Origin of the sequence: Paraburkholderia sp. J41 (genome assembly GCF_905220235.1) — a bacterium.
Classification (GTDB): Bacteria; Pseudomonadota; Gammaproteobacteria; order Burkholderiales; family Burkholderiaceae; genus Paraburkholderia.
Map to the genome: position 1 here is coordinate 100,853 of NZ_CAJMZE010000019.1, position 13,181 is coordinate 114,033.

A 13,181-nucleotide genomic window follows, 5' to 3' on the forward strand; every position below is an offset into this window, starting at 1 on the left:
AAAACTTCAGCGGCTCTCGAACTCAGAATACGTAGGAGTGCTCTCATGGCACGCGTATGCCAAGTCACTGGGAAAGCGCCGATGAGCGGCAACAACGTTTCCCACGCGAACAACAAGACCAAGCGTCGTTTTCTCCCGAATCTGCAAAATCGCCGTTTCTGGGTTGAAAGCGAGAACCGTTGGGTGCGTCTGCGCATCTCGAACGCAGGCCTGCGCCTGATCGACAAGAACGGCATCGATTCCGTGCTCGCAGACCTGCGCGCACGCGGCGAACTGTAAGGAGTAAATCATGGCCAAGGGCATCCGCGACAAGATCAAGCTCGAGTCGACCGCAGGCACGGGTCACTTCTACACGACCACGAAGAACAAGCGCAACATGCCGGAAAAAATGTCGATCAAGAAGTTCGACCCGGTTATTCGCAAGCACGTCGAGTACAAGGAAACCAAGATCAAGTAATTGATCGGTTTGCGAGTCTGACGAAGACACCAGAACCCCGCTCCCGCAGCGGGGTTTTGTTTTTTGCGCGCCGTTTTTCTCCGTCACGATCCCCGGCTTTTCTCGCCTCTGCACGGCGCAAAGGTGTTTTGACGCCCGCGGCCGTCGCGCGTATTTCCGTTCGCTCCACACTCGGAGTATGCTTGCCGATTCACCAGTCTGACGGCAAACATTACCGCCCGAAGCGGAAAAACGGCGGAACGCCATCGGAACCGCGGCAGAACAAAGAGACGGAGAAGCAGGATCATGAATTTCGATGTAGCGATCGTCGGCAGCGGCCTGGCGGGCCTGAGCGTCGCGTTGAATCTCGCCGGCTCGCGGCGCGTCGTCGTCATTGCCAAGCGGGCCATGACCGAAGGCGCGAGCGACCGCGCGCAAGGCGGCATTGCCGCAGTGCTGGATTCGGCCGACAGCGTGGAAAACCACGTCGACGACACGCTCGTCGCAGGCGGCGGCCTGTGCGACGAAGGCGCAACGCGCTACATCGTCGAGCACGGCCGCGAAGCCATCGAATGGCTGATCGCGCAGGACGTGCCGTTCACGAAGGACGCCGCCGCGGAACTCGGCTTCCATCTCACGCGCGAAGGCGGCCACAGCCATCGCCGCATTATCCACGCGGCCGACGCCACCGGCCACGCCGTCGTGCAAACGCTGCTCGAACGCGCGCGCCAGCATCCGAACATCACGATTCTCGAGGACCATCAGGCGATCGACGTCATCACGTCCGACCGTCTCGGCCTGCCGGGCCGGCGCTGCCACGGCCTCTACGCGCTCGACCTCGTCAACGACCGCACGGTCACGATCCAGGCGCCGCACACGGTGCTGGCCACGGGCGGCGCGGGCAAGGTCTATCTCTACACGACGAACCCCGACACCTCCACCGGCGACGGCATCGCGATGGCGTGGCGCGCGGGCTGCCGCGTGGCGAACATGGAATTCATCCAGTTCCACCCGACCTGCCTCTTCCACCCGCATGCCAAGTCGTTCCTGATTTCCGAGGCCGTGCGCGGCGAAGGCGGCGTGCTGCGCCTGCCCGACGGCACGCGCTTCATGCCGGACCACGACGCACGCGCCGAACTCGCGCCGCGCGACATCGTGGCCCGCGCGATCGACTTCGAAATCAAGAAGCACGGCATCGACTGCGTGCATCTCGACATCAGCCATCAGCCGGCCGCGTTCCTCGAAGAACATTTCCCGACCATCCTCGCGCGCTGCCGCGAATTCGGCATCGACATCACGAAGGAGCCGATTCCCGTCGTGCCCGCCGCGCACTACACCTGCGGCGGCGTGGTCACCGACCTCTCGGGCCGCACCGATCTCGCGGGCCTCTACGCCGTCGGCGAAACCTCGTACACGGGCCTGCACGGCGCGAACCGGCTCGCCAGCAACTCGCTGCTCGAATGTCTCGTGATCGGCCGCGCGGCGGCGGAGGCCATCGAAGCGGAAGGTTTCGGCGCGGGCGCCCACGCGCCGCTGCCCGACTGGGACGAGAGCCGCGTTTCCGATTCCGACGAGGAAGTCGTGGTCGCGCACAATTGGGACGAGCTGCGCCGCCTGATGTGGAATTACGTCGGCATCGTGCGCACCGACAAGCGTCTGGAGCGCGCGCAACATCGCATCTCGCTGCTGCGCGACGAAATTCTCGAGTACTACGCGAATTTCCGTGTCACGCGCGACTTGCTGGAGCTGCGCAATCTCGTCGATGTCGCATCGCTGATCGTCGAAAGCGCGCGCTCGCGCCGCGAAAGCCGCGGCCTGCACTACAGCCGCGACTGGCCGAACACGCTGCCCAAAGCGCTGCCGACGGTGCTTTCGCCCGAGCGCGTGCGCAATCGCACGATGTCCTGAGCGCGGCCGGAAACCGCCTGAAAACAAAAGGCCGCTTCGTCGTGAAGCGGCCTTTTTTACGTCGATGGCGCGAGAATCGCGCGCGCGTCAGACGATCCGCATCGAAAAATCCGTGGCCCGCACGTCCTTCGTGAGCGCGCCGATCGAAATGCGGTCGACGCCCGTTTCGGCGATCGTGATTACGGTGTCCGCATTCACGCCGCCCGAGACTTCGAGCACCGCGCGCCCCGCCGTGAGCGTCACCGCGTCGCGCATCATCGCAAACGAAAAGTTGTCGAGCAGCACCGACTTCGCGCCGTGCGCGAGCGCCGTTTCGAGCTGTTCGAGCGTTTCCACCTCGATCTGGATGGGCACGCCCGCGTTCAGCGCGAGCGCCGCGTCCACGGCCGCGCCCACGCCGCCCGCCGCCGCGATGTGGTTTTCCTTGATCAGAATGCCGTCGTAGAGCGCGAGGCGCTGGTTCGCACCGCCGCCCACGCGCACCGCGTACTTCTGCGCGAGGCGCAAGCCGGGCAAGGTCTTGCGCGTGTCGAGAATGCGCGCCCGCGTGTGCGCGATCATGTCGACATAACGGCGCGTGACGCTTGCCACGCCCGAGAGCAGTTGCAGGAAGTTCATCGCGTTGCGCTCGGCCGTGAGCAGCGAACGCGCCGGGCCGCGCAGCGAGCACACCGGCGTGCCGGCGGCCATGCGCTCGCCTTCGCGGTAATGCCAGCGCACGTCGATGCGCGGATCGACCTGCTTCACCACGCCGTCGAACCACGCCACGCCGCACAACACCGCGTCTTCGCGCACGATGATGCGCGCGTCGCGCATTTCGTCGGCAGGCACGAGACGGCCGGTCTGGTCGCCCGCGCCCACGTCCTCCGCGAGCGCGTCGCGCACGTTGCGCTCGATCGCGGCGTCGAAGGCGGCGCCGTACTGCGCACGCACCTCGGCCAGCACGGGCGACAGCGCATTCACCGCGAGCAGTTCCAGCGCGCCCATCATGCGGCTCCCACTTGCGAGAACAGCGCGGTGTCGCGCGCGAGATCGCCGCTCGCCCGCACGCGGCGCTTGTGTTCGGCCGCGAACGCGAGCATGCGGTCGATCGGCAGACGCGCGCGCTCGGCAATCGCGGCATCGACGAAAATCTCGTTGTGGCCGCGCTCCAGCACGTCGCCGAGATTCGCGAGACCGTTCATCGCCATCCACGGGCAATGCGCGCAGCTCTTGCAGGTGGCGCTGTTGCCGGCCGTGGGCGCTTCGATGAAGGTCTTGCCGGGCGCGGCGAGCCGCATCTTGTGCAGAATGCCGAGGTCGGTCGCGACGATAAAGCGCTGCGCGTCGAGCTTCACGGCCGCGTCGATCAGCTGGGTGGTCGAGCCCACGACGTCGGCGAGCGCGACCACGCCTTCCGGCGATTCCGGGTGGACGAGCACTTTCGCGTCGGGATATTCGGCGCGCAGCAAATCCAGCTCGATGCCCTTGAATTCGTCGTGTACGAGGCAGGAGCCCTGCCACATCAGCATGTCGGCGCCGGTTTTCTTCTGGATGTAGCTGCCGAGATGGCGGTCCGGCGCCCAGATGATCTTTTCGCCTTTCGCGTGCAGATCGGCGACGATCTCCAGCCCGATCGACGACGTGACCATCCAGTCCGCGCGCGCTTTCACGGCGGCGCTGGTGTTCGCGTAGACGACCACGGTGCGGTCGGGATGCGCGTCGCAGAAAGCCGAGAATTCGTCGATCGGGCAGCCGAGGTCGAGCGAGCAGGTCGCGTCGAGATCGGGCATGAGAATGCGTTTGGCCGGGCTCAGGATTTTCGCGGTCTCGCCCATGAAGCGCACACCCGCCACGACGAGCGTTTGCGCCTCATGATCGCGGCCGAAGCGCGCCATTTCGAGCGAATCGGCCACGCAGCCGCCGGTTTCGTCGGCGAGTTCCTGCAATTCGGGATCGACGTAATAATGCGCGACGAGCACCGCTTTCTCGCGCTTGAGCAAGGCGCGCACGCGCTCTTTCAACACGGCGCGCTCCGCCTGCGAGGGCGCGTCGGGCACGCGGGCCCACGCCTGACCGACACTGCAAACGGCGCCTTGCGGGCGGTCGTATTCGACCTTTCTGATCGCCTGACTCATATCTCCTGCCCCTACCGATCGCCGCGCCGGCCCAGCCCGGGCACCTGTGGGAACCCTGGCTGAATCGACTGTTTCGCGGCCCAAAAAGAAAAACCCCGCCAGCGCGGGGTTTTGTGACGTTCCGTCATTTTAAAGGATTTTTACGCGCCCCACCGGAGGCCGATAAATCAGCTCAAGCGTAGCGGCGCAGGCGCGAGGCGAATTCCTGGAGCGCCTTGATGCCGCTTTGCTCGGCGCGATGGCACCAGTCCTGGAGCTGCGCGAGGAGCTGCTCGCGCGAGGCGCTCGAACGTTCCCAGATGGCAGTCAGTTCGTTGCGCAACTCGATGTACGTGCGCAGCTTCTGGCTGTTCGCGAAGATTTGCGGCAGTTGGCGCTTCTGCGGTTCGTCGAGGCTCGCTTCTTCCTTGTCGAACCACTTGCGCGCGCCGCGCATGACCTTGTACTTCTCGCGCTCGCCCACTTCCTTCAAATGCGCGAGTTCCTGGCGATACGCCTGCTTCACGGCCTTCGCGTAACGCGCCATCACTTCATAGCGGTTCGAGAGCACGGCCTGGAGCGTTTCGTGGTCGGCCACGAGCTTGTCCTTGGCAAGGCGCGGCGTGGGCGCGACCTTCTTCACCTTGGCAAGACCCACCGCCGACATCAGACGGATATACATCCAGCCGATGTCGAACTCGTACCACTTGCTCGAAAGCTTCGCGGAGGTCGCGAACGTGTGGTGATTGTTGTGCAGTTCCTCGCCGCCGATGATGATGCCGAGCGGGAACAGGTTCGTGCTCGCATCCGACGAATTGAAGTTACGGTAGCCCCAGAAGTGGCCGAGGCCGTTCACGACGCCGGCGGCCCAGAACGGAATCCACGCCATCTGCACGGCCCACACGGTCAGGCCGACCGCGCCGAACAGCGCGACGTCGATCACCATCATGATGCTCACGCCCAGGATGGGATAGCGCGTGTAGACGTTGCGCTCCATCCAGTCGTTGGGCGTGCCGTGGCTGAAACGGCGCAGCGTTTCCTCGTTCTTCGCTTCGGTGCGATAGAGTTCCGCGCCCTGGAGCAGCACCTTCCAGATGCCGCGCGTTTGCGGGCTGTGCGGATCTTCCTCGGTTTCGCACTTGGCGTGGTGCTTGCGGTGAATGGCCGCCCACTGGCCCGTGAGCATGCCCGTGGTCATCCACAGCCAGAAACGGAAGAAGTGAGCCGCGATGGGATGCAGATCCAGCGCGCGGTGCGCCTGGCAACGGTGCAGATACACCGTGACGCCGACGATCGTGATATGCGTGACCACGACGGCAAACAGCACGATTTGCCACCACGAGAAATGCAGCGTTCCGTGGGCAAGGAAATCAAGCAGGGAGTTCAACAAGGCAATTTACCTGTGAAGCGGAGCGCGGCGGCCTTTCAGCCAATGCGCGGGTGTCAAGAAAGTGAAAGCGGTCTGAAGCGGTTGGACGGCATTCTACGCGAACCGTTCCAAGTGTTTGTAACAAATGAAGATTTTTTTCTGAAACGATGGCCGAGTCAACCTTTTGATGTCACGGCGAGGCGCTTTGCCGCACCGCTCTGCCGTCCCGCTTTGCGGGCCGGAAGCCGTTGCCCCGCCTTTGCTCTTTGTTACACCTGCGCCGCACTTCGGACGCGCTTTCTCCCATGTCTTAACGCGCGCATTTGGCGCGCCCGGCGAATTGGCGCCGAACTCGCGAGATATGGGGTCGGGTAAGAATCAGCAAACACGCGCTCCATGAAGCGGCGCGGGGCCGCCCGGTATTCGCCGGACGGCCCCGCGCCGTGCTTGCCTAGAGCCCAAGCTTCGATTACGGCTTCGGCTTCGCCTCGGGCTGCTTCGACTCCGCCGTCGGTTCGGCGTCCGGCTCGGCCGCTGCCGGCGTTTCGTCCACGGACTTCGCGCGGGCGATCGCGTCGGCGGCTTCCTCGGCGGCGGCGGCTTCCTCGGGCGTGGTTTGCGCACCCGCGGCCCGGGTTTTGGGCTTGACGTCGCCGCGACGCTCCAGCACGGCGGCAAAGAAGCCGTCGGTGGCGTGGCGATGCGGCCAAAGCGAAAGGTAATCGCCGGTATCGAGGCCGATGCGCTGCTCCGCCAGCACGTCGCGCGCGCTCACGAGTTCGAAATCGGGATGCGCGTCGAGGAACTGCTTCACGACCGCTTCGTTTTCGGCTTCGAGAATGCTGCACGTGGCGTAGACGAGCCGGCCGCCGCGCTTGAGCAGGCGCGCGGCGCTCGTCAGAATCGACAATTGCTTGGGCGCGAGTTCCGCGACCGATTCCGGCGTCTGGCGCCACTTGAGGTCGGGATTGCGGCGCAGCGTACCGAGGCCCGAGCACGGCGCGTCCACCAGCACGCGGTCGATCTTGCCGACGAGGCGCTTGATCTTCGCGTCGTGTTCGCTGTCGATGAGCACCGGATTGACGTTCGAGAGGCCGCTGCGCGCAAGGCGCGGCTTGAGCTTCGCGAGGCGCCGGTCCGACACGTCGAACGCATACAGACGGCCCGTGGAACGCATCATCGCACCAAGCGCCAAGGTCTTGCCGCCCGCGCCCGCGCAGAAGTCCACCACCATCTCGCCGCGGCGCGGCGCGACGAGCGAGCACAGCAACTGGCTGCCTTCGTCCTGCACCTCGAACCAGCCGTTCTTGAACGCGTCGAGCTTCGTGAGCGCCGGTTTGCCCGTCACGCGCACGCCGTTGGGCGCGAACGGCGTTTCACCCGCCTCGATGCCGGCTTCGGCCAGCGCGCGCTGGAGTTCCTCGCGGCTCGCCTTGATCGGGTTCGAGCGCAAGTCGAGCGGCGCCGGGTAGTTCAGCGCGGCGGCGAGCTGCGCAAGCTCGGCGGCATCGAAACGCGTTTCGAGCGCCTTCATGATCCATTCGGGCAGATTGAGCTGCACGCGCACGGGCAGGCTCGCCGGGTCGATACGCGACACGTGCTCGAGCCAGCTTGCCTCGGCGTCGGACACGAACGGGCGGATCGCCGAGCGCCCCGCCGTGGCCATCAGGCCGAGCAGCGTCAAGCGGCGCGTGGGGCTGCCGGTGCCGCTTTCGGCCAGATGCGCGAACTCCATGCGCCGGCGCAGCACGGCGAACACGGCCTCGGCGATCACGCCGCGCTCGGCGTGACCGAGCTTCGGATGCTCGCGGAAGAAGCGGCTCGTTACCGCGTCGGCCGGGCCCGTGAATTTGAGAACGTCGGCGAGCAACGTTTCGGTCTGTCCAATCAGAAAACCATGCAGTCTCATGCGCCCTCCCCGGCGGCTTGCGAGTCGTCAAAGAAGAGCCACTGCGGCTCGGCCGGCGCGAGGCGCACGCGCTCGCCGTCGAGCGACACGCGCCCTTCGACGAACCAGCGCACCGCGCGCGGATAGATTACGTGTTCGGTTTGCAGCACGCGCCGGGCGAGCGCCGCGGCGTCGTCGCCTTCGCGCACCGGCACCGCCGCCTGCGCGACGATCGGCCCGTGATCGAGCGCGGGCGTGACGAAATGCACGGTGGCGCCGTGTACGCGGCAGCCCGCGTCCAGCGCCTGCTGGTGCGTCTTGAGGCCCGGAAAGCTCGGCAGCAGCGACGGGTGGATGTTGATCATCCGGCCCGAATAACGGTCGACGAAGCCGTCGGTCAAAACGCGCATGAAGCCCGCCAGCACGACGAGATCGGGCGCGAAGCCGTCGATGGTTTGCGCGAGCGCCGCGTCGAATGCGGCGCGCTCGGGAAACTGGCGGTGATCCACGACCGCCGTGGCAATGCCGTGCGACGCCGCGAATTCGAGCCCCGCGGCGTCGGGACGGTTCGCAATCACGGCCGCTACGCGCGCCGGCCAGGCTTCCTGTGCGCACGCGCGCACGATGGCTTCCATGTTGCTGCCCCGTCCTGAAATCAGGATGACGAGATTTTTCATCCGCGGATTTTATCATCGGGCACACCGCGCCACGCGCCGGCGGCGGCGATCGTCGTTCCGTGCGTTTATAATCTTCTGTTTCGCCGCCGCCGGTCGCCTGACCGACCGGCCCGGCCCAGCGCCATTCGAGGTTCCTCCAGGTTCCGCTATCGTGAGAGTCTTCCGCGGTCTTCCCAACGCCGAAAGCCGGGCGCCCTGCGCGCTCACCATCGGCAATTTCGACGGTGTCCACCGCGGCCATCAGGCATTGCTCGCGCGCGTGCGCGAAGCCGCGAACGCGCGCGGGCTGCCCGTCTGCGTCATGACCTTCGAGCCGCACCCGCGCGAGTTCTTCAATCCCGCCGGCGCGCCGCCGCGCATCGCCATGCTGCGCGACAAGCTCGAGGCGCTGCGGGAAAACGGCGTGGACCGCGTGGTGGTCGAGCATTTCAATCACACGTTCGCGAGCCAGTCGCCGGCCGACTTCGTCGAGCGCATCATCGTGGGCGGCCTGCACGCGCGCTGGATGATGATCGGCGACGACTTCCGCTATGGCGCGAAGCGCGCGGGCGACTTCGCCTCGCTCAAGGCGGCCGGCGAGCAGCACGGCTTCGAAGTCGAGCAGATGGCGACGGTGGCCGACCCGTCGGGCGCGCGCATTTCCAGCTCGGCGGTGCGCACGCAGTTGCAGGCGGGCGACCTGGACGCCGCGCGCGCCTCGCTCGGGCGCGGCTACCAGATCAGCGGCCACGTGGCGCACGGTTTGAAGCTCGGCCGCGACCTCGGCTTTCCCACGCTGAACCTGCCGATCGGCCACAAGCGCCCGGCGCTCAGCGGCATTTTCGTCGTGCAGGTGCATGGCATCGCCGATCGCCCGCTGCCGGGCGTGGCGAGCCTCGGCCTGCGCCCGACCGTGGACGACTCCGGCCGCGTGCTGCTCGAAGTGCATCTGCTCGACTGGCACGGCGACGCCTACGGCAAGCTCGTGCGCGTGGAGTTCCTCAAGAAGCTGCGCGACGAGGAGAAGTATCCCGACCTCGAAACGCTCACCGCCGCGATCGCCCGCGACGTGGCCAACACGCGCGCGTGGTTCGCCGCCGCGGGTGCGAACGTGGCCGGCGGCGCCTCCACCGGCTTCGCCACCTCGGCCACCGACCGAATTAGGTGACCCGCGGCCCGCGCGAGCGGGCCGCCCGCCCAAAGGCGCTGCGTGCGTTTCACGCGAGCGGCGCCCGAGGCGACGGTTGCGCGGCATCGCCGCAACGCTGACGCCGTGCATCCTCCGAATTCACCGTGATCCCACCATGAGCGACAAGAAAGCATCTTCCGGCAAGCCGCAGAAGTCCGAATCGAAATATCCCGTCAACCTGCTGGACACCCCGTTCCCCATGCGCGGCGATTTGCCGAAGCGCGAGCCGCAATGGGTCAAGGAATGGGAGGACAAGCAGATCTACGAGAAGATCCGCGCCGCTTCGAAGGGCCGCAAGAAGTTCATCCTGCACGACGGCCCGCCGTATGCGAACGGCGACATCCACCTCGGCCACGCGGTGAACAAGATTCTCAAGGACATGATCGTCAAGGCGCGCAATCTCGCGGGCTACGACGCCGTGTACGTGCCGGGCTGGGACTGCCACGGCATGCCGATCGAAATCCAGATCGAAAAGCAGTTCGGCAAGTCGCTGCCCGCCCAGGAAGTGATGCAGAAAGCGCGCGAATACGCGGCCGGCCAGATCGAGACGCAGAAGGTCGGCTTCAAGCGCCTGGGCGTGCTCGGCGACTGGAACAACCCGTACAAGACGATGAATTTCGTGAACGAGGCGAACGAGATTCGCGCGCTCGCGAAGATCATCGAGAAGGGCTACGTGTTCCGCGGCCTCAAGCCGGTGAACTGGTGCTTCGACTGCGGCTCGGCATTGGCGGAAGCCGAAGTCGAGTACAAGGACAAGACCGATCCGACCATCGACGTGCTGTTCCCGTTCGCGCAGCCCGCCGAAACCGCGGCCGCGTTCGGCCTGCCCGCGCTGCCGCGCGAGGAAGGCGGCGTCGTCATCTGGACCACCACGCCCTGGACGATTCCGTCGAACCAGGCGCTCAACGTGCATCCGGAAATCGAGTATGCGCTCGTCGATACGCCGCGCGGCCTGCTGATTCTCGCGACCGAGCGCGTGGAGGCCTGCCTCAAGGACTTCGGCCTTCAAGGCAGCGTCATCGCCACGGCGAAGGGCGAAAAGCTCTCGCTCCTGCGATTCCATCATCCGCTCGCCTCGGCGCATCCGGGCTACCAGCGCACCTCGCCGATCTATCTCGGCGACTACGTGACGATCGACACGGGCACGGGCATCGTCCACTCGGCGCCCGCCTACGGCGTGGAGGACTTCGTCTCGTGCAAGGCGCACAACATGCCGGACTCGGACATCATCAGCCCGGTCATGGGCGACGGCCGCTACATCGAATCGCTGCCGCTGTTCGGCGGCCTGTCGATCTGGGCGGCGAACCCGAAGATCGTCGATGCGCTCGACGCCGCCGGCACCCTGCTGCGCAGCGAAAAATATCTGCATAGCTACATGCACTGCTGGCGCCACAAGACGCCGATCATCTACCGCGCCACGTCGCAGTGGTTCGCGGGCATGGACATCACGCCGAAGGACGGCGGCAAGACGCTGCGCGAAACGGCCCTCGAAGGCATCGAGGCCACGGCGTTCTATCCGTCGTGGGGCAAGCAGCGCCTCTATTCGATGATCGCCAACCGCCCGGACTGGACGCTCTCGCGGCAGCGCCAATGGGGCGTGCCGATGGCGTTCTTCGTACACAAGGAAACGGGCGAGCTGCATCCGCGCACGCTCGAATTGCTCGAAGAGGTCGCGCAGCGCGTGGAGAAGGCCGGTATCGAAGCGTGGCAAACGCTCGATGCGCGCGAACTGATCGGCGACGACGCAAACCTGTACGAGAAGAACCGCGACACGCTCGACGTCTGGTTCGACTCGGGCACGACGCACTGGCACGTGCTGCGCGGCTCGCACAAGGACGAACTGCAATTCCCGGCCGACCTGTACCTCGAAGGCTCGGACCAGCATCGCGGCTGGTTCCACTCGTCGCTGCTCACGGCTTCGATGCTGGACGGCCGCCCGCCCTACAACGCGCTGCTCACGCACGGCTTCACCGTCGACGGCGAAGGCCGCAAGATGTCGAAGTCGCTCGGCAACGGCGTCGATCCGCATGAAGTGGCGAACCGCCTGGGCGCGGAAATCATCCGCTTGTGGATCGCCTCGACCGACTATTCGGGCGAACTCGCGATCTCGGAAGAAATTCTCAAGCGCGTGACCGAAGGCTATCGCCGTATCCGCAACACGCTGCGCTTCTTGCTCGCGAATCTTTCCGACTTCGACTTCGAGAAGCACGCGCTGCCCGCGAGCGAATGGCTGGAAATCGACCGCTACGCCGTGGCGCTCACGCACACGCTGCAAAACGACGTGCTCTCGCACTACGACCGCTACGAGTTCCACCCGGTCGTGGCGAAGCTGCAAACGTTCTGCTCGGAAGACATGGGCGGCTTCTATCTCGACGTGCTCAAGGACCGCCTCTACACGAGCGCGCCCGACTCGAAGGCACGCCGCGCCGCGCAAACCGCGCTGCATCACATCACGCACAGCCTGCTGCGCATTCTCGCGCCGTTCCTCTCGTTCACGGCCGAGGAGGCGTGGAAGGTGTTCCAGCCGAACAGCGAAACCCTCTTCACGGAAACGTTCCATGCGTTCCCCGACGTCGCCGCCGACGAAGCGGCCGCCGGCGCGCTGATCGCCAAATGGACGCTCCTGCGCGAAGTGCGCGGCAACGTGACGAAGGCGCTCGAAGAGGCGCGTGTGGCGAACCAGATCGGTTCGTCGCTGCAAGCCGAAGTGCGCATTCTTGCGAGCGGCGCGCGTTACGACGCGCTGCAAAGTCTCGGCGACGACCTCAAGTTCGTGCTCATCACCTCGGACGCCGAAGTCGTGAAGGTGGCAAGCGAAGCGGAAGAAGCCGTGGAAGTGGTCACGTCGAAGTACCTCAAGTGCGAACGCTGCTGGCACTACCGCGAGGACGTGGGCGCGAACGCGGAGCATCCGGGCCTGTGCGGACGCTGCGTGGCGAATCTATTCGGCAACGGCGAACAACGGAGCGCCGCATAATGGCCAAGACCCTGCCCAAGCAATCGCGTTCGGGCCGCGCGGGCGGCACCGGCGGCACGCTCGCGCCGTGGCTGGGCGTGGCCGTGATCGTGATCCTCGCCGACCAGCTGACGAAGATCACCATCGCCAAGCTGTTCGCCTACGGTCAAGGCCGCGAGATCACGTCGTTCTTCAACCTCGTGCTCGTCTACAACAAGGGCGCGGCGTTCAGCTTTCTCGCCGCGGCGGGCGGCTGGCAGCGCTGGGCGTTCACGCTGCTCGGCGTGGTCGCCGCGCTCGTCATCGGCTATCTGCTCAAGCGCCATGCGGCGCAGCGCATGTTCTGCACGGCGCTCGCGTTCATCATGGGCGGCGCGCTCGGCAACGTGCTCGACCGCGTGATGTACGGCCACGTGATCGACTTTCTCGACTTTCACGTGGGCGGATGGCACTGGCCCGCGTTCAACGTCGCCGACAGCGCGATCTGTATTGGTGCGGCGTTGCTCGTGATCGACGAATTGCGGCGCGTGCGCGGCACGCGTTGATTGTGCTGAGGCGTTAAGTCGGGGCGATAGTTTTGCGTGGAAGCCGACCAAGCGCTGAAGCGCTAACTCGGGTCGACAGCTTTGCGTGGAAGCCGACCAAGCGCTAAAGCGCTGACTCAGGTCGACAGCTGTGCATGG

At 65.7% G+C, this 13,181-nt stretch carries 11 protein-coding genes; 6 read left to right on the forward strand and 5 right to left on the reverse strand.

Annotation, left to right across the window (positions count from 1 at the left end; genetic code table 11):
- Window positions 1-45 precede the first annotated feature (45 nt).
- The 3 genes from rpmB (at window position 46) to nadB (ending at window position 2,344) form a co-directional block, all read left to right on the forward strand.
- The gene (rpmB, locus tag U5805_RS20280; RefSeq protein ID WP_027794135.1) at window positions 46-279 is read left to right on the forward strand and encodes a 50S ribosomal protein L28; all 234 of its coding nucleotides are present in this window, start codon (window positions 46-48) and stop codon (window positions 277-279) included.
- A 10-nt stretch (window positions 280-289) separates the two neighbouring features.
- Complete coding sequence (gene rpmG / locus U5805_RS20285) at window positions 290-457, forward strand: 50S ribosomal protein L33 (protein ID WP_158951172.1); 168 nt, start codon at window positions 290-292, stop codon at window positions 455-457.
- Window positions 458-742: 285 nt separating this feature from the next.
- Window positions 743-2,344 carry an L-aspartate oxidase gene (gene nadB, locus U5805_RS20290; protein WP_322105284.1) on the forward strand — a complete coding sequence of 534 codons (1,602 nt, stop codon included), beginning with the start codon at window positions 743-745 and terminating at the stop codon, window positions 2,342-2,344.
- An 87-nt stretch (window positions 2,345-2,431) separates the two neighbouring features.
- Here nadB and nadC read toward each other — a convergent pair whose 3' ends face one another.
- The 5 genes from nadC to purN all read right to left on the reverse strand — a co-directional run bounded on the left by nadC (window position 2,432) and on the right by purN (window position 8,374).
- The gene (gene nadC, locus U5805_RS20295) at window positions 2,432-3,331 is read right to left on the reverse strand and encodes a carboxylating nicotinate-nucleotide diphosphorylase (RefSeq protein WP_322105312.1); all 900 of its coding nucleotides are present in this window, start codon (window positions 3,329-3,331) and stop codon (window positions 2,432-2,434) included.
- Window positions 3,331-4,461 (reverse strand): quinolinate synthase NadA, encoded by a 1,131-nt coding sequence (gene nadA, locus U5805_RS20300; RefSeq protein ID WP_322105285.1) that lies wholly within the window; start codon window positions 4,459-4,461, stop codon window positions 3,331-3,333. The genes nadC and nadA overlap by 1 nt, the downstream gene beginning before the upstream one ends.
- A 172-nt stretch (window positions 4,462-4,633) precedes the next feature.
- Window positions 4,634-5,830: an acyl-CoA desaturase gene (locus U5805_RS20305; protein WP_322105286.1), complete on the reverse strand. Its 1,197-nt coding sequence runs from the start codon at window positions 5,828-5,830 to the stop codon at window positions 4,634-4,636.
- A 448-nt stretch (window positions 5,831-6,278) separates the two neighbouring features.
- The gene (locus tag U5805_RS20310; RefSeq protein ID WP_322105287.1) at window positions 6,279-7,718 is read right to left on the reverse strand and encodes an RsmB/NOP family class I SAM-dependent RNA methyltransferase; all 1,440 of its coding nucleotides are present in this window, start codon (window positions 7,716-7,718) and stop codon (window positions 6,279-6,281) included.
- Window positions 7,715-8,374, reverse strand: coding sequence for a phosphoribosylglycinamide formyltransferase (purN, locus tag U5805_RS20315; RefSeq protein ID WP_322105288.1), 660 nt, complete (start codon window positions 8,372-8,374; stop codon window positions 7,715-7,717). The genes U5805_RS20310 and purN overlap by 4 nt, the downstream gene beginning before the upstream one ends.
- Before the next feature lie 151 nt (window positions 8,375-8,525).
- Here purN and U5805_RS20320 point away from each other — a divergent pair, with 151 nt between their 5' ends.
- From U5805_RS20320 to lspA, 3 genes are all read left to right on the forward strand, one after another.
- Entirely contained in the window at window positions 8,526-9,521 is a 996-nt protein-coding gene (locus U5805_RS20320) for a bifunctional riboflavin kinase/FAD synthetase (RefSeq protein WP_322105289.1), read from the forward strand.
- A gap of 136 nt (window positions 9,522-9,657) precedes the next feature.
- Window positions 9,658-12,519, forward strand: coding sequence for an isoleucine--tRNA ligase (ileS, locus tag U5805_RS20325; protein WP_322105290.1), 2,862 nt, complete (start codon window positions 9,658-9,660; stop codon window positions 12,517-12,519).
- Window positions 12,519-13,043, forward strand: a complete 525-nt coding sequence (gene lspA, locus U5805_RS20330; RefSeq protein ID WP_322105291.1) for a signal peptidase II — start codon at window positions 12,519-12,521, stop codon at window positions 13,041-13,043. The genes ileS and lspA overlap by 1 nt, the downstream gene beginning before the upstream one ends.
- The last annotated feature ends 138 nt before the right edge of the window (window positions 13,044-13,181 follow it).